Source organism: Streptomyces canus 299MFChir4.1, assembly GCF_000383615.1.
Classification (GTDB): Bacteria; Actinomycetota; Actinomycetes; order Streptomycetales; family Streptomycetaceae; genus Streptomyces; species Streptomyces canus_C.
In genome coordinates this window covers 89,827-109,157 of record NZ_KB911597.1, presented here as the reverse complement: position 1 = coordinate 109,157, position 19,331 = coordinate 89,827, and the positions used below count along the sequence as shown (strand labels likewise).

At 69.7% G+C, this 19,331-nt stretch carries 17 protein-coding genes and 1 pseudogene; 9 read left to right on the top strand and 9 right to left on the bottom strand.

The window, feature by feature from the left end:
- The first annotated feature begins 35 nt into the window (after positions 1-35).
- Positions 36-1,148 carry a right-handed parallel beta-helix repeat-containing protein gene (locus H293_RS0129430; RefSeq protein ID WP_028808298.1) on the top strand — a complete coding sequence of 371 codons (1,113 nt, stop codon included), beginning with the start codon at positions 36-38 and terminating at the stop codon, positions 1,146-1,148.
- Between the two features lie 95 nt (positions 1,149-1,243).
- The gene (locus H293_RS0129425; protein ID WP_020121409.1) at positions 1,244-2,041 is read left to right on the top strand and encodes an HAD family acid phosphatase; all 798 of its coding nucleotides are present in this window, start codon (positions 1,244-1,246) and stop codon (positions 2,039-2,041) included.
- On the opposite strand, the pseudogene H293_RS52900 reads toward H293_RS0129425, so the two are convergent.
- The 3 genes and pseudogenes from H293_RS52900 to H293_RS0129410 all read right to left on the bottom strand — a co-directional run bounded on the left by H293_RS52900 (position 2,038) and on the right by H293_RS0129410 (position 6,067).
- Positions 2,038-4,178: pseudogene (locus H293_RS52900) on the bottom strand (glycoside hydrolase family 43 protein). The gene H293_RS0129425 and the pseudogene H293_RS52900 sit on opposite strands and share 4 nt — an antisense overlap.
- Before the next feature lie 504 nt (positions 4,179-4,682).
- Positions 4,683-5,504, bottom strand: coding sequence for a hypothetical protein (locus H293_RS0129415; RefSeq protein ID WP_020121408.1), 822 nt, complete (start codon positions 5,502-5,504; stop codon positions 4,683-4,685).
- Positions 5,501-6,067 carry a SigE family RNA polymerase sigma factor gene (locus H293_RS0129410; RefSeq protein WP_020121407.1) on the bottom strand — a complete coding sequence of 189 codons (567 nt, stop codon included), beginning with the start codon at positions 6,065-6,067 and terminating at the stop codon, positions 5,501-5,503. Before H293_RS0129410 ends, H293_RS0129415 begins: the two co-directional genes overlap by 4 nt.
- A 236-nt stretch (positions 6,068-6,303) precedes the next feature.
- On the opposite strand from H293_RS0129410, the gene H293_RS0129405 reads away from it, so the two are divergent.
- Complete coding sequence (locus tag H293_RS0129405; RefSeq protein WP_020121406.1) at positions 6,304-7,707, top strand: NCS2 family permease; 1,404 nt, start codon at positions 6,304-6,306, stop codon at positions 7,705-7,707.
- A gap of 13 nt (positions 7,708-7,720) precedes the next feature.
- Here the strand turns inward: H293_RS0129405 and H293_RS0129400 are convergent, their stop codons facing one another.
- The 3 genes from H293_RS0129400 to H293_RS0129390 form a co-directional block, all read right to left on the bottom strand.
- A complete protein-coding gene (locus H293_RS0129400) occupies positions 7,721-9,172 on the bottom strand; it encodes a peptidoglycan D,D-transpeptidase FtsI family protein (protein ID WP_020121405.1) in 1,452 nt (483 codons plus the stop codon).
- A gap of 80 nt (positions 9,173-9,252) precedes the next feature.
- Entirely contained in the window at positions 9,253-9,723 is a 471-nt protein-coding gene (locus H293_RS0129395) for a GNAT family N-acetyltransferase (RefSeq protein WP_020121404.1), read from the bottom strand.
- Positions 9,724-9,726: 3 nt separating this feature from the next.
- Positions 9,727-10,500: an IclR family transcriptional regulator gene (locus tag H293_RS0129390; protein ID WP_020121403.1), complete on the bottom strand. Its 774-nt coding sequence runs from the start codon at positions 10,498-10,500 to the stop codon at positions 9,727-9,729.
- A gap of 129 nt (positions 10,501-10,629) precedes the next feature.
- Between H293_RS0129390 and H293_RS0129385 the strand changes: the two genes are divergently transcribed.
- The 6 genes from H293_RS0129385 (at position 10,630) to H293_RS0129360 (ending at position 16,625) form a co-directional block, all read left to right on the top strand.
- Complete coding sequence (locus H293_RS0129385) at positions 10,630-12,159, top strand: aldehyde dehydrogenase (NADP(+)) (protein WP_078612692.1); 1,530 nt, start codon at positions 10,630-10,632, stop codon at positions 12,157-12,159.
- Between the two features lie 44 nt (positions 12,160-12,203).
- Positions 12,204-12,812 (top strand): DUF1349 domain-containing protein, encoded by a 609-nt coding sequence (locus H293_RS0129380; protein ID WP_020121401.1) that lies wholly within the window; start codon positions 12,204-12,206, stop codon positions 12,810-12,812.
- 227 nt (positions 12,813-13,039) lie between these two features.
- Positions 13,040-13,765 (top strand): DsbA family oxidoreductase, encoded by a 726-nt coding sequence (locus tag H293_RS0129375; RefSeq protein ID WP_020121400.1) that lies wholly within the window; start codon positions 13,040-13,042, stop codon positions 13,763-13,765.
- A gap of 98 nt (positions 13,766-13,863) precedes the next feature.
- Positions 13,864-14,916, top strand: a complete 1,053-nt coding sequence (locus tag H293_RS0129370) for an aminotransferase class V-fold PLP-dependent enzyme (protein WP_020121399.1) — start codon at positions 13,864-13,866, stop codon at positions 14,914-14,916.
- A 58-nt stretch (positions 14,917-14,974) separates the two neighbouring features.
- Positions 14,975-15,592: an RNA polymerase sigma factor gene (locus H293_RS0129365; protein ID WP_020121398.1), complete on the top strand. Its 618-nt coding sequence runs from the start codon at positions 14,975-14,977 to the stop codon at positions 15,590-15,592.
- A gap of 34 nt (positions 15,593-15,626) precedes the next feature.
- Positions 15,627-16,625: a maleylpyruvate isomerase family mycothiol-dependent enzyme gene (locus H293_RS0129360; RefSeq protein WP_020121397.1), complete on the top strand. Its 999-nt coding sequence runs from the start codon at positions 15,627-15,629 to the stop codon at positions 16,623-16,625.
- A gap of 46 nt (positions 16,626-16,671) precedes the next feature.
- On the opposite strand, the gene thpD is transcribed toward H293_RS0129360, so the two are convergent.
- Genes thpD through ectB form a run of 3 tightly spaced genes read right to left on the bottom strand, consistent with a single transcriptional unit; the run spans position 16,672 to position 19,304 of the window.
- Positions 16,672-17,568, bottom strand: coding sequence for an ectoine hydroxylase (gene thpD, locus H293_RS0129355; protein WP_020121396.1), 897 nt, complete (start codon positions 17,566-17,568; stop codon positions 16,672-16,674).
- 4 nt (positions 17,569-17,572) lie between these two features.
- A complete protein-coding gene (locus tag H293_RS0129350) occupies positions 17,573-17,977 on the bottom strand; it encodes an ectoine synthase (RefSeq protein ID WP_007381148.1) in 405 nt (134 codons plus the stop codon).
- A 55-nt stretch (positions 17,978-18,032) separates the two neighbouring features.
- On the bottom strand, positions 18,033-19,304 hold the full coding sequence (gene ectB / locus H293_RS0129345) for a diaminobutyrate--2-oxoglutarate transaminase (protein ID WP_020121395.1): 1,272 nt from the start codon (positions 19,302-19,304) through the stop codon (positions 18,033-18,035).
- Positions 19,305-19,331 lie beyond the last annotated feature (27 nt).

Sequence of the window (19,331 nt, the reverse complement as noted above, 5' to 3'; positions counted from 1 at the left end):
ATCCCCCCACCCGCACACGAAGGGACCCGCTCACCATGTCTCGTCGTACCGCTCTCACCGTGCTGTCGGCCCTGTCCCTGGGCGTCGGCCTCGCCGCCCTCCCCACCCAGGCCCAGGCCGCGACCGTGGTCGTCAGCAACTCGACCGACCTGTCCAACGCCATCAAGAACGCCACGGCCGGCACGGTCATCCAGGTCCGCGGCGGCACCTACTACCCGACGGCCACCCTCCAGTCCACGGCCAACGGCAGCTCCTCCGCGCCGATCACGCTCACCGCGTACGGCTCGGAGACCGTGAAGATCGACGGCTCGTCGCTGCCCGCCGGCGACTGGATCTTCAAGCTGACCGCCGACTACTGGAACGTCTCCAACATGACCTTCCAGAACTCCCCGGACAGCGCGGTCGTCTGCCAGTCCTGCACCGGGACGGTGTGGAACAACATCAAGACGATCAACGGCAAGGACTCCGGCTTCACGCTCACCGGCGACGGGACCGTGAACAACACCGTCAAGAACATCGACTCCTACGGCAACTACGACGCCGCGAACCACGGCGAGAACGCCGACGGCATCGCCGTGAAGTTCGGCTCCGGCACAGGCAACCTCATCACCGGCGCCCGTCTCTACAACAACTCGGACGACGGGATCGACTTCTGGTCCTTCTCCTCGCCCGTCACCGTCGAGCACACCTGGTCCATGGGCAACGGGGTCAACCGCTGGTCCGACTCCGCCTTCGCGGGCGACGGCAACGGCTACAAGCTGGGCGGCGACGGCGAGGTCGTCGCGCATGTCATCAACAACTCCGCCGCCTGGGGCAACGCCGGCAACGGGTTCACCGAGAACTCCAACACCGGCGCCCTCGTCATCAACCGCACCACCGCCTACGCCAACAGCAAGTGGGGCTACTACTTCGCCACCAGCTCCGCGAAGCTCGGCAAGAACCTCGCGGTGAGCAACGGCAGCGGCTCGGTCAGCAAGGGCTCCAAGGTGACCTCGTCCGGCAACAACTGGGACAGCGGGATCAGCACCCCCGCCTTCAAGTCGACGGACGCCTCGACGGCGTACAACGCGCGCAGCTCCAGCGGCACCCTGCCCGCCACCACGTTCCTGACGACCGGCAGCACCACCATCGGCGCGACCATGAACTGACGCGGCCTCCGAAAACCCCGAACTCAGGGCGCTTGACCCGTTTTTTACCGGGCGGGTCTCGCGCCCACCGGGGTGACGCGCGTAGAACCTCTGTCATGCATAAGTCACTGCGTATCGCAGCCGTCGCCACCGCCTGCGCGGTCGTCGGCGTCGCCGTGTACGGCGCCGGTGCGGCCACGGCCCACCAGTCCACGGCGAACTCCACGCACGAGCCCTACAACATCGGGCTCCTGGTCAAGGACATCGACACCTACTACGGCACCACCGCCGACGCGAACGGTGTCTACCAGGCGTCGCCCACCAGCCCGTACGCCAAGGACCTGGCGTCCCTCGACAAGGCGGCCCGCAAGTACATCGACCAGGCCGTCCGCAAGGCGCACCACAAGGGTGAGAGGCCCGCCGTGGTCTTCGACATCGACGACACGCTGCTGCTCAGCCTCGACTACGAGAAGCGCTACAACTACACGTACAACTCGACCACGTGGGCCGACTACGTGAACCGGGCCGACCGCCCGGCCGTCTTCGGCAGCCCCGAGCTGGTGCAGTACGCCGAGAAGAAGGGCGTCGAGGTCTTCTACAACTCGGGCCTCAGCGAGGCGCAGCGCTCGGCCGCGGTCGAGAACCTGAAGAAGATCGGCGCCGACGTGAACCTCGACGCCGACCACGTGTTCCTCAAGGACAAGGCGAACCCGCCGTCCTACCTGAGCGCCTGCGCCACGCCGGGCACCTGGACCTGCACCACCGTGCAGTACAAGTCCGGCACCCGCGCGCACATCGAGAAGGACCTCGGGTACGAGATCATCGCCAACTTCGGCGACCAGTACTCCGACCTGGAGGGCGGCTACGCCGACCGGACGTACAAGCTCCCGAACCCGACCTACTTCGTGAGCTAGTTCCGTACCGGCCGGATCCCCTGGAGGGTCGGCACCACCGGCTTGATCGTGCCGTCCGCCGCGAACTCCAGGCGGTCGACGGTGGTTTCGCGGTGCATGCCGTCCCCGCCCGGCCTCCCCGGCCCGTTCAGGGCGAACCGGTGATAGACGATGTACCAGTCGTCGGTGCCGGGGACGTTCACCACGGAGTGGTGACCGGTGGCGAGGATGCCGTACTCGGGACGCTTGGACAGGATCGTCCCCTTCTTGGTCCACGGGCCGAGCGGGGACGGTCCCGTCGCATAGGCGACGTGGTAGTCCTCGCTGCGGGTGTCGTCCTCGGACCACATGAAGTAGTACGTGCCGTGCCGCTTGATCACGAAGGACCCCTCGCGGAAGTCGTCCGGGGTGATGTCCTTGATCTTCGCCGGGTCGTACGAGGTCATGTCGTCGTTCAGCGGCACGACGTACCCGTGCCCGTTGCCCCAGTAGAGGTACGACGTCCCGTCGTCGTCCGTGAAGACGGCCGGGTCGATCATCTGGCCCCGCAGTGCACCGCCCTTCGCCACCAGGGGCTTGCCGAGCGCGTCCTTGAAGGGGCCCGCGGGGGAGTCCGCCACCGCCACACCGATCTGCTGCTCGGCGCAGAAGTAGAAGTAGTACTTCCCGTCCCGCTCGGCGATCGCCGGCGCCCAGGCGTACTTCTCCGCCCAGGAGACGTCCGCGCCGAGGTCGAGGATCACCCCGTGGTCCTTCCAGTGGACCAGGTCCTTCGACGAGTACGCCGTGAACCGGGTCCCGCTCCAGCCGTTGAAGCCGTCGGTCGTCGGGTAGATCCAGTACTCGCCGTTCAGATAGTGCACGTCGGGGTCGGCGTTGAGGCCGGGGAGGACGGGGCTGCCGGTCCGCACGGCCTCGATCGTCCAGCCGCGGGCAGTGCCGTCGGCGGCCGTCACCGTGTATGTCTGCGGCCTGCGGAAGTCGCGCCGGGTACCGGACCTGGGGCTGACGCTCGCGCCCTCGCCCACGGCGATCTTCGGAGCGAGGTGCGAGAGGTCGGTGTCGGTCTGCACCGGCAGCACCACCTTCGACGAGTCCTCCGAGACGATCGCGTACCCCTTCTGACCCTTGGCCGTCGCGTCCACCATCGAGGTGGGAGCAGACGGATACGCGGCCAGCAGCCGGTCGTACTCCTTCTGCGTCACCGGAAGCACCGTGCCGTGGCGGGGGCTCGCGGGCAGCTGGTAGTTCGTGGACGGGGTCCACTTGCCCGAGTCGAGGTCGGTGGTCTCGAAGGGGACGTATCCGCGGCCGCCGTACTCGTCGATGAACAGGTACCACTTCTTCTCGGTGTTCGACCTGAACACCGTCGGCCCCTCGCCGCGGTCCATCGCCCCGCTGCCGATGCAGTCCGCGACCAGGTCGTACCGGGTGGCGGTCAGGCTCGTCGACTTCTCGCCGGTGATGAACTTGGCGCAGGGCGAGCTGGAGCCGGGGTCCCGCTCGTCCTTGGTGTAGCGGTAGTAGGTGTCCTTGTACTTCACGACCGTCGAGTCGATCACCGAGTAGCCGGGGTCGTCCCAGACCTTCGGCTCGCTGAAGGCAGCATCTTGTTGTACGTCGAGCCGGTATGCCCGGGGTCGACGTACTCCCCGAGACTGTCGTCCCAGTAGGCCTCCGGCGCCCAGGTGTTGCCCGCGTTGTCGGGGGCCACCTTCACCAGCCGCTGGTCGGTCCAGTGGACCAGGTCGGTGGACTCCCAGATCATGATCGACTTGCTGCCGTGCCGCTGGACGTCGTCCCAACTGCCGCTGCTGTTCTTGTACATGCGCAGGTCGGTGGCGATCAGATAGAACCTGTCGCCCTTGGGGGAGCGGATCACGAAGGGGTCGCGCAGGCCCTTCTCGCCGGTCGTCGACGTCAGGACCGGCTTGCCCTGGTTCAGCTCGCGCCAGTGCAGGGGGTCGTTGCCGCGGCTGAGTGCGTAGCGGATCTGCTCGCCGTCGGCGGTGCCCTCGCCGGTGAAGTAGGCGAAGAGATAGCCGGCGTACCTGGGGTGGGTCACGGGTGGTGCTCCTGAGTGGGCGGAACCGTGCGGTGCGGTGAGAAGGGCCAGCAGTAGCGAGAGACAGGCGACGAGGAGGATACGTGGGCGCATGTCGCTCCCGTGGGTGTGGGGGTGTGGGGGTTTCTGTCGAGGGCTGTGTGCGCCTTCGGAGTGCTACGAGTGGGAAACAGCACGTCAATCGGTGAGTGCGCGATGAGAGGCAACGAAAGTTTCGGTTGTTTTCGGCTGGGCGGCCGAACGGGGAAACGCCCCGCCTGTCGTCACAGGCGGGGCGTTCCTCGTGCCGGCCCGAGGGGGGCTCCAGCCGGCAGCTGCCGGGCCGAGGGGGGCTCAGGCCGGCAGGTCTGTGGAGTCGTACTCCTCATCCAGGCACTACTAGGGACGTCCAAGCTGACCGAATGGTTGTTCCCCAGGGGAGAACTCGTGGTGAGGGAGCGCTCGTTGGGCTGTGTGGGAGTCGGAGTCGGACCGTGCACCCATGAAGTTGCCGCCGCCGACCAAAGGGTTGCCGCACCGCCGAGATTTTTTTGGGCAACCTTCCGAACAGCCTCCGGCAAGGGGCTACGAGCCCTCTTCGCCCGCGGCCCCGTCGTCCTACGCCGCGAAGCCACCCTTCACGGCGAGGTCCCCGGACCTGGCCGTCGCCGTCGCGGTGTAGACGTCGTTCTTCGCGTTCCGGCCACCGCGCTCATGGTTGTACTGCCCGGCGAACACCCACTCGCCCTTCGGGACCGTACGGCCGTCCTTGAGCACCCAGGTGTAGACGAGGAACTTGTCCCGCTCGGCGACCGTCAGCGTGAAGTCGTCCTCGGGCAGCGAGCGCCAGGCGCCGGTGTCGGTGACCCTGCCGGTCTGTGCGATCCGCAATTCGACGGTGAGCGAGGTCAGTTCCTCGGAGGTCTTGAGGGTCACATTGCTCTGTGCCCAGAACTCGTTGCTGTGCGTGTCCACCGAGCCGTCCGACCACAGCGGGCCGTCCTCGGCGCCGGACGCGGGCACCTCGGTGGAGGTGCTCGGCGTGCCCGAAGGCGTACCGCTCGGCTTGTCGGCCCGGTGGGTGGAGGTGGTGTTCCGCGCCGGAGTGGCCGGCGGGGCGGGCGGGCGGCTGGTCGCGTCGGGGGAGGGGGTGGGCGTCCCCGTGGCGGCGACCGACTTCTGCGCGGGCGGCTCGTCCTTCACCGCGGACGCCACCGCGTACCCGCCGAGGCCCAGCACGCAGGCGACCGCGGCCGTGGCGCTCACCACCCGCACCCAGCCGTAGACCGGCGGCCGGGTCGCCCGGTGGTCGGGGCGGCTCTGCTCCGCCGTGCCGCGCTCGACCCGGGCGAGGATGCGCTCACGGTTCGGCTCGTGCGACTCGGCCGCGTCCCGCAGCCGGGCGCGCAGGGCGCCGTGCACGTCCCGCTGCATGGTCATCGGTCCCTTCCTCCGGCGTCACCGGTACGCGCCATCGTGGCACGCACCTTCAGCGGAGCGTTCTGGGGGCCCAGCAGCCGCTGCAACTCGGCCATCCCCTTGGAGGTCTGGCTCTTCACCGTACCGACCGACACTCCCAGGGCCAGCGCGGTCTCCTTCTCGGAGAGATCGAACGCGTGCCGAAGCACCACGCACGCCCGCTTGCGGAACGGCAGCCTGCGCAGCGCCTCCTGGACGTCGACCACGCCCGCCACGTCCGGGTTCTCGACCTTCTCCTCGCGCTGGGACCAGAACAGGGCGACGCGCCGGCGCTCCCGGACCGCGCTGCGGATACGGGTGCGGGCCAGGTTGGCGACCACTCCGCGCGCGTACGCCGCCGGGTGTTCGGCCGCGCGCACCCGGTCCCAGCGGTGCCACAGCGCCAGCAGCGCGTCCGCCGCGAGGTCGTCGGCGGCGTCCGGCTCGCCGGTCAGCAGATGGGCGAGGCGGGACAGTTCGGCATAGTGGCGTTCGAAGAAGGCGTGGAACTCCACGGAGGCGGCGTCGTCGACGACTGTGCCCACGGGCTCCCTCTCCTTTGTGTGTCATGTGAATGACATGTGATCATCCGGGGGTGGCCGGCCGGAGATGCGGAAGCGTAGCAGCGATCGATTACGTGTTCCCGTACGGGTCTTCGAACAGGGTCTGACGGGGCGACCCCCGAATCCGTAACACGGAGAAAACCTGAAGCGCGTTCACCGCAGGAACAATCCAGCCAGCATCCGCACACCGATCATTCAGGCACCCAGGAGCAGCGACCATGTCCGTCGACCGGTACTTCCGGATCTCCGAGAGGGGATCCACCTTCGCCCGTGAGATACGCGGCGGCTTCGCCACGTTCTTCACGATGGCCTACATCCTTGTCCTGAATCCCATCATCCTCGGCAGCGCGAAGGACAAGTTCGGGCACCAGTTGGATGCGGTCCAGCTGACCACCGCGACGGCTCTCGTGGCCGCGGTGATGACGATCATCATGGGCGTGGGCGGGAACCTGCCGCTCGCACTCGCCGCCGGGCTCGGCCTGAACGCGGTCGTCGCCTTCCAGATCGCCCCGCTGATGAGCTGGGACGACGCCATGGGCCTGGTCGTCCTGGAGGGCCTGCTCATCTGCGTGTTGGTGCTGACCGGCCTGCGCGAGGCCGTCATGCACGCCATCCCACAGGCGCTCAAGCAGGCGATCAGCGTCGGCATCGGGCTGTTCATCGCGTTCATCGGCTTCGTGGACGCCGGGTTCGTGAGCCGTATCCCCGACGCGGCCAACACCACCGTCCCGGTCCAGCTCGGCGGCACCGGCGCGCTCACCGGCTGGCCGATCCTCGTGTTCTGTCTCGGGGTGCTGCTGACGATCGGTCTGCTCGCCCGCAAGGTCAAGGGCGCGATCCTGATCAGCATCGTGACCATGACGGTCCTCGCGATGATCATCAACTCGATCGCCGACATCAAGACCTGGGGGCTGACCACGCCCGCGTGGCCGGACAAGATCGTCGACACCCCCGACTTCGGGCTGATCGGTCACTTCAGCCTGTTCGGCTCCTTCAGTGCGACCGGCGTCGGGATCGTCACGGTCGTCCTGCTGATCTTCACGCTGATCCTGTCCGACTTCTTCGACACGATGGGGACGGTCGTCGGCATCAGCGCGGAGGCCGGGCTGCTGGACGAGGAGGGCAAGGTGCCCAACCTCGGCCGGGTCCTGCTGATTGACGGGGTCGCGGCGGTGGCCGGTGGCGCCGCGTCGGCGTCCTCCGCCACGTCGTACATCGAGTCGGCGGCCGGCGTCGGCGAGGGCTCACGCACCGGGTTCTCCAACCTGATCACCGGCGGCATGTTCGGCCTGGCCCTGTTCCTGACCCCGCTGCTGACCATCGTCCCGCTCCAGGCCGCCGCCCCCGCCCTGGTCGCCGTGGGCTTCCTGATGATGACGCAGGTCAAGCACATCGACTGGGACCGCTACGACATCGCGATCCCGGCGTTCCTGACCATCGCCGTGATGCCGTTCACCTACTCGATCACCAACGGCATCGGGGCCGGGTTCCTGGCATACGTCGTGATCAAGGTGGTGCTGGGCAAGGCCAAGGAGATCCACTGGCTGCTGTGGGCGGCCTCGGCGCTGTTCCTCGTGTACTTCGCGATCGACCCGATCGAGCAGGTGCTCGGCGCCAAGTAGCCACCGGGAGGACTCAGTTCCTCAGGGCCGCCTCCATCATGGCCTTGGCCACGGGGGCGGCCAGACCGTTGCCGCTCACCTCCGAGCGGGCCGCGTTCGACTGCTCCACGACCACCGCCACGGCGACCTCCTTGCCGTCGGCCTTTCCGTAGGACGTGAACCAGGCGTACGGCGTCTTGCTGTTGTTCTCGCCGTGCTGGGCGGTGCCCGTCTTGCCGCCCACCGTGACGCCGTCGATCCGGGCGTTGGTGCCGGTGCCGTCCTGGATCACCGACTGCATCGCCGACTGGAGCTGCTCCGCCGTGCCGGAGCTGACGATCTGCCGCGTGGTCGCCTCGTCGTCGTAGTTCTTCAGGACGTCGCCGCCGTGGTTGGTGATGGTCGACACCATGTGCGGTGAGACCAGCTTGCCGCCGTTGGCTATGGCCGCGGAGACCATGGCCATTTGGAGCGGGGTGGCCGTGACGTCGTACTGGCCGATGCCGGTCAGCGCCGTGGAGGACTTGTCCATGTCGGAGGGGTAGACGCTCTCGTAGGCCCGCACCGGGACGTCCTGCGTGGCGTCGTTGAAGCCGAACTTCTCGGCCATCGCCCGCACCTTGTCCTGGCCGAGGTCGACGGCCATCTTCGCGAAGACGGTGTTGCAGGAGTACTCGAGCGCGACCCGGATCGAGGCGTTCTCGCAGGGCGCCGAGGCGCTTTCGTTCCCCAGCGGGGTCACCGTGCCCGGCAGGGTGTACGGGTCCGGGCTGACGGTCTTCTCGTCCACCGAGGAGTACAGACCGTCCTCCAGCGCGGCCGCGGCCACCACCAGCTTGAACGTCGAGCCGGGCGGCAGCGGCTGGCGCAGCGCACGGTTGGTGAGCGGCTTGTCGGAGTCCGCGGTGAGCTGCTTCCATGCCTTGCCCGCGGTGTTGGCGTCCGTCAGCGAGGACGGGTCGTACGAGGGCGTCGACACGACCGCCAGGATCTTGCCGGTCGTCGGGTCGATCGCGACGGCCGCGCCCTTCTTGTCGCCGAGCGCGTCGTAGGCGGCCTTCTGCACGGCGGGGTCGATCGTGGTGATCACATCACCGGGCTCGGCCCGCTGGTTGGTGATCGTGTCCATGACGGTCTTCAGCCGGCTGTCCGTGCCGTTGAGGAGGTCGGCGTAGATGCCCTCCAGCTGGGTCGGGGCGTAGGCCTGCGAGGCGTAACCCGTCACCGCCGCGTACAGCTTGCCGTTCGTGTACGTCCGCTTGTACGCGAGGTCGCTGTCCGTCGTCCTCGCGGAACCCGTCACGGCCTTTCCGGCCACGATGATGTTCCCGATCGGCGAGGAGTACGTCCCGATCGCGTTCCGCCGGTTGTCGTTGTCGTCCGCGAGTGCCTGGCCGTCGTACAACTGCACCCAGGTCGCTCGGATCAGCAGAGCGAACACCAGGAGCAGCGCGAAGACCGATGCGCGCCTGATCGTCTTGTTCATCCCACACAGAAGACGATCAGGCGGCGGCGAGTCGTTCCCATCCGTCCGCTTTTCTCATCGGACGCTCATCTACGACGGTCTCACGCGTCCAGCGTGAGCACGACCTCGTCGATCTCCGCCCCGCGCGCGTTGGCGTACCCGGACGCCTGGGCGGTCACCCGGAAACCGCACTTCTCCAGGACGCGCAGGGAGCCGGTGTTGTCGGCGGCCGCCCGGGCGTACAGGGGGCGCTCGGGCACCTGGGCGGCCAGCTCCCGCAGGGCCGCGGTGGCGATGCCGCGCCCCCAGTAGGCGCGGTCGATCCAGTACGTCACCTCGCGCTCGCCCGGCTCGCCGTACACCGACGCGCTGCCCACCACGTCCCCGTCCGCCAGGACCGTGCGGTGCACGGCGTCGGAGGCGCGGATCCGTTTCCAGTGGGCGTCGAAGGCGTCCCGGTCGGCCGGGTCCTTCGGGGTGAAGGCCGCCATGTGCAGGGCCTCGGGGTCGTTCATCTGCCGGAAGAAGACCGGCAGATCGCTGTCATGGACTTCGCGGAGAACGATCTGCATGCCTCAGAGCCTACGGGTGGCCAGTGTCAGCCGGTCCCGCGCGTCGAACAGCGCGTCCTTCACCAGCTGTTCGTGCGCCGGGGTCAGCCGTGCCACCGGCACCGAGCAGCTGATCGCGTCCCGCGCGGGCGTGCGGTACGGGATCGCGACGCCGAAGCAGCGCAGCCCCAGCGTGTTCTCCTCGCGGTCCACGGAGAAGCCCTGCTCCCGGATCTGGTGCAGCTCCTCGATGAGCTTCTCGCGGTCGGTGATGGTGTGTTCGGTGAGCGCGGGCAGGGTCTCCGGCAGCATCTTGCGGACCTGCTCGTCGGAGTAGGTGCTCAGCAGCGCCTTGCCGAGGGAGGTGGAGTGCGCCGGGAGGCGGCGGCCGACCCGGGTGAAGGGCCGCAGGTAGTGCTGCGACTGCCGGGTGGCCAGGTAGACGACGTTCGTGCCGTCCAGACGGGCCAGGTGGATGGTCTCGGTCGTGTCGTCGGAGAGCCGGTCCAGGGTCGGGCGGGCCGCCGCGACCACCTCGTCGCCGTCGATGTACGAGGTGCCGACGAGCAGCGCCCGCACCCCGATGCCGTACCGCGTGCCCGTCGCGTCGGTCTCCACCCAGCCCAGCTCTACCAGCGTGCGCAGCAGCATGTAGAGGCTGGACTTGGGGTACCCGACGGCCTCCTGCACGGCGGCCAGGGAATGCATGCCGGGGCGCCCGGCGAAGTATTCGAGCAGTTCAACCGTCCGTACCGCGGACTTGACCTGTGACCCGCCGCCCGTCTCGCCTGCCGACATCGCCCTTGACCCCTTTGTTGGACGAGAACCAGAGTTATAGTCTCCAACAGCATATTCACCATCAGAGACAGCGTTCAGTATATCGAACGTTCCTGGTGAATGACCCGGATACACGTGGAGGGACCCGCGGTGGCAGCAGCACCAGTCTGGAGTGTCGACCCCCGAACCGGGAAGCAGCGCGAACAGGTTGCGGTGGAGGCCACAGCCCAGGAGGTGGACGCCGCCGTCCGCGCCGCGCACGAGACGCGCGCTTCCCTCGCCGACCGCAGCGTCCGCGCGGCCTTCCTGCGCACCGCGGCCACCAAGCTCGAAGAGTCCAAGGAGCACCTCGTCGAGGCCGCGGACGCCGAGACCGCGCTCGGTCCGGTCCGGCTGACCGGCGAGCTCGCCCGCACCTGCTACCAGCTGCGGGCCTTCGCGGACATCGTCGACGAGGGCGAGTTCCTCGGCGTGGTGATCAACCACCCCGACGACACCGCGACCCCGCCGATCCCGGACCTGCGCCGCTACAAGGTGCCGCTCGGTGTGGTCGCCGTGTACTCGGCCTCCAACTTCCCCTTCGCCTTCTCGGTCGCCGGCGGCGACACCGCGAGCGCGCTGGCGGCCGGCAACCCGGTCGTCGTCAAGGCCCACCCCGACCACCCGGGCCTGTCCGAGCTGGTCGCGTCCGTGCTGCGCCGGGCCGCCGACGAGCACGGCATCCCGGCGGGCGTGCTCGGTCTCGTGCACGGCTTCGAGGCCGGCATCGAGCTGATCAAGCACCCGCTGGTCGCCGCCGCGGGCTTCACCGGTTCTGTGAAGGGCGGCCGCGCCCTGTTCGACGCGGCGGCCGCGCGTCCGGTGCCGATCCCGTTCCACGGCGAGCTGGGCTCCCTGAACCCCGTCGTGATCACCGAGGAGGCCGCGGCCGAGCGCGCGGAGGCCATCGGCGCCGGGCTCGCGGGCTCCATGACCCTCGGCGTCGGCCAGTTCTGCGTGAAGCCCGGGCTGGTCCTCGTGCCGTCCGGCGCGGCGGGCGACGGTCTGGTGAAGTCCCTGACCGACGCCGTCAGCGACACCGACGCGGGCGTCCTCCTCGACCACCGCATGCGGGACAACTTCGTCGCCGGTGTCGCCGAGCGCGCGGAGCTGCCCGAGGTCGAGTCGCCGGTCACGCCCGGCGCGGGCGGCGAGCACACCGTCAGCCCGGGCTTCCTCACGGTGGCCGCCGAGAAGCTGGCCACCGAGGGCGCGTACGACCTGCTCCTGGAGGAGTGCTTCGGTCCGGTGACCGTGGTGGTCCGCTACGACGACGACGAGCAGGCGCGCACGGTGCTGTCCCGGCTGCCCGGCAACCTCACGGCGACGGTCCACCTGTCCGAGGGGGAGGCGGCCGGCCAGGGGCGCGGCGCGGAGATCCTCGCGGAGCTGACGCCGCTGGCCGGACGGGTGCTGGTGAACGGCTGGCCGACCGGTGTCGCCGTGGCCCCGGCCCAGCACCACGGCGGCCCCTACCCGGCGACGACGTCCACGTCGACGTCGGTGGGCGGCACGGCGATCGAGCGCTGGCTGCGGCCGGTGGCGTACCAGAACGCGCCGGAGGCCCTGCTGCCGCCGGAGCTGAGGGACGACAACCCGCTGGGTCTGCCCCGCCGTTTCAACAACACTCTCGAACGCTAGGACCCGAGGGTCACCCGCGGAGAGGGAACTGGAAAACTCTGACGATGGACGTCGAACTCCCCCAACTCCCTTTCCCTCTCCGCACCTACGGCCCCGACGGACACTGGGCGTACGAGGACGGCATACTCTCCGGCTGGGCGGGGCCCCGGCAGGACCGCTTCGTGCCGCCCACCGGGGAGTCCCTGGACCCCGCCGCCGACGCGCCGCGGCTGCTCGGTGCCCCCGAGGGCGACTTCCAGCTGATAGCCAGGGTCACCGTGGGCTTCAACGGATCGTTCGACGCGGGTGTGCTGTACGTCCATGTCGGCGAGCGGGCCTGGGCCAAGCTCTGCCTGGAGAACTCGCCGGCCGTGCCCACCGTCTGCACGGTCGTCACCCGGGGACACTCCGACGACTGCAACTCCTTCACCGTGGACGGCACCTCGGTGTGGCTGCGGGTCAGCCGCACCGGCCGCGCCTTCGCCTTCCACGCCTCCCGCGACGGCAAGCGCTGGACCTTCGTCCGCCTCTTCACCCTGGGCGACGAGAAGGAGACCGGCGCGGCCCTGGTCGGCTTCATGGCCCAGTCCCCGATGGGGGAGGGCTGTGTGGTGACGTACGACCACATCGAGTTCCGGCCCGACTGGCCGGCCGACCTGCGCGACGGCAGCTGAGCGCTGCGCTCGGCCTGAGCCGGGCGCCACCCGGGGTACCGGGTTCGGTTGTCGGACGGCTGCGGGTGGCGGGGGCCGACCGCACCATCCGGCAGAGCCGCACATCGATATGGCCCCGCGCCGCTGAGCGGGCGCGGGCACCTGGGGAATGAGACTCGCTGCTTGAATGTTCACCCATTGAGCGGAGGGAGTCTCCGCAGCCGTCCGACCTGGAGAGAGCCGTACACATGCGCGTCGAGATCTGGAGCGACATCGCCTGCCCCTGGTGCTACGTGGGCAAGGCCCGCTTCGAGAAGGCGCTGGAGGCCTTCCCGCACCGTGACGGCGTCGAGGTGGTGCACCGGTCGTTCGAGCTGGATCCCGGGCGGGACAAGGGCGACGTCCAGCCCGTCCTCGCGATGCTGAGCAAGAAGTACGGCATGAGCGAGGCCCAGGCGCAGGCCGGCGAGGAGAACCTCGGGGCCCAGGCCGCCGCCGAGGGGCTCGCCTACCGGACCCGTGACCGCGACCACGGCAACACCTTCGACCTGCATCGCCTCCTGCACCTCGCCAAGGAGCACGGCAGGCAGGACGAGCTGATCCAGATCCTCTACCGGGCCAACTTCGCCGAGGAACGGTCCCTGTTCACCGAGGGCGACGAGCGCCTCGTGGAGCTCGCCGTGGAGGCCGGCCTGGACGCCGACGAGGTCCGCACGGTCCTCGCCGACCCCACCGCCTACGCCGGCGAGGTCCGCGCCGACGAGCGCGAGGCCGCCGAGCTCGGTGCGAACGGCGTCCCCTTCTTCGTGCTGGACCGCAAGTACGGGGTCTCCGGCGCCCAGCCCGCCGAGGTCTTCACCCAGGCCCTCACCCAGGCCTGGGGCAACCGGTCCCCGCTGCAGCTGATCGACCAGGGTGACACCGGCGCGGAGGCCTGCGGTCCGGACGGGTGCGCCGTACCCCAGCAGGGCTGACAAACACACAGGTCGGCGCGGACGTATAAGCGTTCCTTGGCTGAACCACGTAGAAAATCGCAATGGACCGAGAGGTCTTCCGGCCCCACAGTGGAGCCATGGAGACCTTCGAGAGCCTCGTCCGCGCCGAGTTCGCCCCGAAGAACACCTTCCTCAACACCGCGAGCAGCGGCCTGCTCCCCGCCCGTACCGTGGCCGCCCTCCAGGAGGCCGCGCTGATCCGGGCCGAGGGCAGGCCGCTGGACCCGCTGTTCCAGGACGTGGAGAGGTCCCGCGCCGCCTTCGCCAGGCTCGCGGGGGTCCCGGTGACCCGGGTCGCGGCGGGACCGTCCGTGTCCACCTTCTCGGGCCTGGTCGCCGCCTCGCTGCCGCCGGGCGCCGAAGTCCTCACCGCCGAGGACGACTTCACCTCCGTCGTGAACCCCTTCCACACCCGTGGCGACCTCAAGGTACGCATCGTGCCGCTGGAGCGGCTCGCCGACTCCGTCCGCCCCGGCACCGCCCTCGTCGCCGTCAGCGCCGCCCAGTCCGCCGACGGCCGGATCGCCGACCTGCCCGCCCTGCGGGAAGCGGCCCGGGACCACGGAGCCCGCACCTACGTCGACTTCTCGCAGGCCGCGGGCTGGCTCCCGGTGGACGCGCGGTCGTACGACTACACCGTCTCCACCACCTTCAAGTGGCTGCTCGGCCCGCACGGCGCGGCCTTCCTCGCCGTGCCGGAGGACTTCGGCGACCTGAGGCCGGTGCTCGCCGGCTGGGTCGCGGGCGAGATCCCCTGGGACAGCTGCTACGGCCCCGTCACCGAACTGGCCCACTCCGCCCGGCGGTTCGACGTCAGCCCCGCCCTGTTCACCTACACCGGAACCCGCCACTCCCTCGAACTCCTGGAGGAGCTCGGCGTGGACACGGTGCGTGCCCACGACCTCGCCCTCGCCGACCGCTTCCGCACCGGACTCGCCGCCCTCGGCCACACACCCCTGCCCGCCCCCGGCTCGCCGATCGTGTCCGTGCCCCGACTCGGCGGCCGCCAGCCCGGGTTGAGCGCGGCGGGCATCGAGGTGTCCAACCGCGCCGGCAGCCTGCGCGCCTCCTTCCACCTGTACAACACGGCCGCGGATGTCGACCGGCTGCTGGACGCCCTGTCTCCCTGAACCGCTGGCGCCGCGCCGCCCGGGACGCTAGGAAGGGGCACCAAGGGGTGGTGGTGCCGTGGAGTCCACGGACGGGACGACGTCCGCGCAGCGACCCGCAGACGCGGAGCTGCACCGGCGGCTGGTGTACGGCGACGAGTCCGCGCTGGCCGAGGCGTACGGGGCGTACGGCGGGCTGGTGCGGGCGGTCGCGATGCGCGTGACCCGCAGCCCGGCCGCCGCCGAGGACGTGGCGCAGGAGGTCTTCGCGCAGCTGTGGAGCAGGCCGTACGCCTTCGAGCCGCGCCGGGGCAGCCTGCGCACCTGGCTGTCGTTGCTGGCGCACCGGCGGGCCGTGGACTGGGTGCGCGGCGAGGCCCGCCACCGCAAGGACGTCCGCGCCGACGACCTGGCCCTGCACGGCATCCCGGACACCTCTCCCGGCCCCGCCGAGGCGGTCGTCGACCGGGAGCGCTCCCTCCTGCTGCACACCGCCCTCGCCGAACTCCCGCAGCCACAAAGGGAGGTGGTGCACCTCGCCTACTTCGCGGGCCGCACCTACCGGCAGGCCGCCGTCGAGCTCGGCATCCCCGAGGGCACCGCGAAGACCCGGCTGCGCACCGCGCTGCGCACCCTGGCGGAGACTTTGGCCGACCCACCCGAGCCACCCGACCCGGCGTGGGAAGAGGGCGCATGATGGCGGCAGGGGAAGACGGGGAAGGGGGCGGGCGGTGACCGATCACGACGACGTACGCCATCTGCTGGCCGCTTGGGCCTTCGGCGCCCTGGGACCGGCCGAGGAGCGCGCGGTCCCGCTCCACCTCGCCGTGTGCGAGGACTGCGCCGCCGAGGCGGAACGGTTGCGCGCGACGGTACGCCTGCTGGACGGCCCGCCGCTCGACGAGCCGCCGTCCGCCCTCGGCACCCTTCTCACCGGCGCCCTCCGGGCCCGCCCCGCACCACCCCGCGTGGCCCGGCACGCCGCCCCCTACGCGGCCGCCGTCGCGGGGCTCGGGGCGCTGCTGCCCGAGATGGCGGGGCGCTGGTCCACCCCGGTCGTCCACGACTGGGACGTGCACGCCACCGTCGCCCATCTGCTCGCCGCCGACGAGCATCTGGCCCTGCGGCTCGGGATCGACGCCCGGGTGCCGGGCGCGCGGATCGACGAGGGCGCCGACTGGACGGAGGCCTGGGAGCGGCGCACCGCGGAGGTGATCGCCCACGAGTACGGCCGTAGGCCCGGGGAGACCGTCGCCGACTGGTCCGCGCAGGCGGCCGCGCTGCTCGAAACCCCGCACGCCCGGGACCCCGAACTCGCCGCCGGGACCACGCTGTTGATGGGCATCCGGCTGCCCGTCACCGAGCACTTCCTGGCGCGGGCCTTCGAGGCGTGGATCCACACCGACGACATCGGCCGCGCGCTGGGCCTGGCCGTGCCGCCGCCTCCGGGGGAGTACCTGGGGCAGCTGGTCAGGCTGGCCGTCCGCGTTCTCGGCACGGTCCTCGGGGCCGGGGCGCCGCCCGTGCTGTTCGCGGTCAGGGGCGGCGAGGAGTGGGTCCTGGGTTCGCAGAGCGACCCGGTGGCGGCCGAACTCACCCTGGACGCCGTGGACTTCTGCCTGCTGGTCGGCGGCCGGTGCGCGCCGGACACCGTGCCCCGGGAAACGACGGGCGACGCGGCCGCCGTACGGAACGTACTGGAGCGGGCCGCGTCGCTGTCGTGGCTGTGAGGATCAACCCGTGGTGATCAACCCATGAAGGATCAACCCACAGGCGTCACTTCACCGGGGTGAAGTCCCTCGCGCCGATGAACTCCGGCCGCCGGACGGGCGCCGCGAACGGCTCCACGGCCTGGTTCTCCACGCTGTTGAACACGATGAACACGTTGCTGCGCGGGAACGGCGTGATGTTGTCGCCGGAGCCGTGCATGGCGTTGCAGTCGAACCAGGTCGCCGAACCGGCCTTGCCGGTGAACAACTTGATGCCGTACTCCGAGGCCATCGCGGTGAGCGCCTCGTCCGACGGCGTGCCCGCGTCCTGCATCTGCAGCGACTGCTTGTAGTTGTCCTTCGGGGTGGCACCCGCGCACCCGAGGAAGGTGCGGTGGGACCCCGGCATGATCATGAGGCCGCCGTTGGTGTCGTAGTTCTCGGTCAGCGCGATCGAGACGGACACCGTCCGCATGTTCGGCAGACCGTCCTCGGCGTGCCAGGTCTCGAAGTCGGAGTGCCAGTAGAAGCCGCTGGCCCCGAAACCGGGCTTGACGTTGATCCGCGACTGGTGGACGTACACGTCCGAGCCGAGGATCTGCCGGGCCCGGCCGACGATCCGCTCGTCGCGCACCAGGTTCGCGAACACCTCGCTGATCTTGTGCACCTCGAAGACCGAGCGGATCTCCTTGGACTTCGGCTCGATGATCGAGCGTTCGTCCGCGCGGATCTCCGGGTCGGTGACGATCCGCTCCAACTCGCGCTGGTAGACGGGGACTTCGTCGGGACGGATGATCTGGTCGACGGCGAGGAAGCCGTCGCGTTCGAACGCCTCCAGCTCGCCGGTGGCGATCGGTCCCGGAGCGCCGGGCGCCGACCAGACGACCGGGTCCTTGCGGGGGATCGACACCTCGGTGGCGCCGCGGCTGGGGTAGAGATCGGTGACGGTGGTCATGGTGGTCATGCGGTCACACCTCCTCGGGTTCGGTGAGCAGCGGGTAGACGCCGTTCTCGTCGTGGTCCTCCCGGCCGGTCACGGGCGGGTTGAACACACAGATGCAGCGGAAGTCCTCCTTGACCCGCAGTGTGTGCCGCTCGTGACCGTCCAGGAGGTACATGGTCCCCGGCGTGATCGAGTGCGTCTGCCCGCTCTCGTGGTCGGTCAGCTCGGCCTCGCCCTCGACGCAGACGACGGCCTCGATGTGGTTCGCGTACCACATCGACGTCTCCGTACCCGCGTACAGGATCGTCTCGTGCAGCGAGAAGCCGACCCGCTCCTTGGCGAGCACGATGCGTTTGCTCTCCCAGGTGCCGGACGCGGCCTTCACATGCCGGTCGGTGCCTTCGATGTCCTTGAACGAGCGGACGATCACGGTGCTGCGATGCCTCCTATGTAGACGGTGGTTCAGTCGGTGATTCAGTGGGGGTTCAGACGGTTTCCCGTACGGCGCGGGCGAGGATGCTCAGCCCCTCGTCCAGTTCCTCGGGGGTGATCGTGAGCGCCGGAAGCAGCTTCACGACCTCGCTCTCGGGACCCGACGTCTCGATGAGCAGCCCGAGTTCGAAGGCCCGGTGCGCCACCCGGCCCGCGCGGCCCTTGTCGTGGAACTCCAGGCCCCACACCAGTCCGCGCCCGCGGTACTCCTTCACGTCGGCCAGGTTCTCCTCGGTGAGGGAGATGAGCCCCTGCTCGACCTGCTCGCCGTGCCGGCGGGTCTGCTTCTCCATCGCGGAACCGTCCGCCCAGTACTGCTCCAGGGCGGCGGTCGCCGTGACGAAGGCCGGGTTGTTGCCGCGGAAGGTGCCGTTGTGCTCGCCCGGCTCCCAGATGTCCAGCTCCGGCTTGAACAGGCACAGGGACATGGGGAGGCCGTAGCCGCTGATGGACTTGGAGACGGTGACGATGTCGGGCGTGATGCCCGCCTCCTCGAACGAGAAGAAGGCCCCCGTCCGGCCGCAGCCCATCTGGATGTCGTCGACGATGAGCAGCATGTCCTGCCGCTCGCACAGCGCGGCGAGCGCCTGCAGCCACTCCCGGCGGGCGACGTTGATGCCGCCCTCGCCCTGCACGGTCTCCACGATCACGGCGGCCGGCTTGTTGAGGCCGGAGCCCTGGTCCTCCAGCAGCCGCTCGAACCACAGGAAGTCCTCGACGGTGCCGTCGAAGTAGTTGTCGAACGGCATCGGCGTGCCGTGCACCAGCGGGATACCGGCGCCGGCCCGCTTGAAGGCGTTGCCGGTGACGGCGAGGGAGCCCAGAGACATCCCGTGGAAGGCGTTGGTGAAGGACACGATGGCCTCGCGTCCCTTGACCTTCCGGGCCAGCTTGAGCGCGGCCTCCACGGCGTTGGTGCCCGTCGGCCCCGGGAACATGACCTTGTACGGCAGGTCGCGCGGGCGCAGCACCAGGTCCTGGAAGGTCTGCAGGAAGGCGCGCTTGGCGGCGGTCGACATGTCGAGCCCGTGCGTGATGCCGTCGCGCTCCAGGTAGTCGATCAACGCCCGTTTCAGGACGGGGTTGTTGTGCCCGTAGTTCAGTGATCCGGCGCCGGCGAAGAAGTCCAGGTACGCGTGGCCGTCCTCGTCGTACAGGCGGCTGCCCTGCGCGCGGTCGAAGACGGTGGGCCAGCCGCGGCAATAGCTGCGCACCTCGGATTCGAGGGTCTCGAAGACGCTGAGGTCGGGCTGGGTGATGGTCACGACGAATTGCTCCTCGGGTGCGTGGGG

Bases quoted from the DNA above. Each gene is read 5' to 3' on its own strand.
- H293_RS0129425 (WP_020121409.1), top strand. From the start codon at position 1,244: ATGCATAAGTCACTGCGTATCGCAGCCGTCGCCACCGCCTGCGCGGTC.
- H293_RS0129380 (WP_020121401.1), top strand. From the start codon at position 12,204: ATGGACGTCGAACTCCCCCAACTCCCTTTCCCTCTCCGCACCTACGGC.
- H293_RS0129395 (WP_020121404.1), bottom strand. From the start codon at position 9,723: ATGCAGATCGTTCTCCGCGAAGTCCATGACAGCGATCTGCCGGTCTTC.
- H293_RS0129390 (WP_020121403.1), bottom strand. From the start codon at position 10,500: ATGTCGGCAGGCGAGACGGGCGGCGGGTCACAGGTCAAGTCCGCGGTA.
- H293_RS0129415 (WP_020121408.1), bottom strand. From the start codon at position 5,504: ATGACCATGCAGCGGGACGTGCACGGCGCCCTGCGCGCCCGGCTGCGG.
- H293_RS0129400 (WP_020121405.1), bottom strand. From the start codon at position 9,172: ATGAACAAGACGATCAGGCGCGCATCGGTCTTCGCGCTGCTCCTGGTG.
- H293_RS0129430 (WP_028808298.1), top strand. From the start codon at position 36: ATGTCTCGTCGTACCGCTCTCACCGTGCTGTCGGCCCTGTCCCTGGGC.
- H293_RS0129370 (WP_020121399.1), top strand. From the start codon at position 13,864: ATGGAGACCTTCGAGAGCCTCGTCCGCGCCGAGTTCGCCCCGAAGAAC.
- H293_RS0129405 (WP_020121406.1), top strand. From the start codon at position 6,304: ATGTCCGTCGACCGGTACTTCCGGATCTCCGAGAGGGGATCCACCTTC.
- thpD (WP_020121396.1), bottom strand. From the start codon at position 17,568: ATGACCACCATGACCACCGTCACCGATCTCTACCCCAGCCGCGGCGCC.
- H293_RS0129375 (WP_020121400.1), top strand. From the start codon at position 13,040: ATGCGCGTCGAGATCTGGAGCGACATCGCCTGCCCCTGGTGCTACGTG.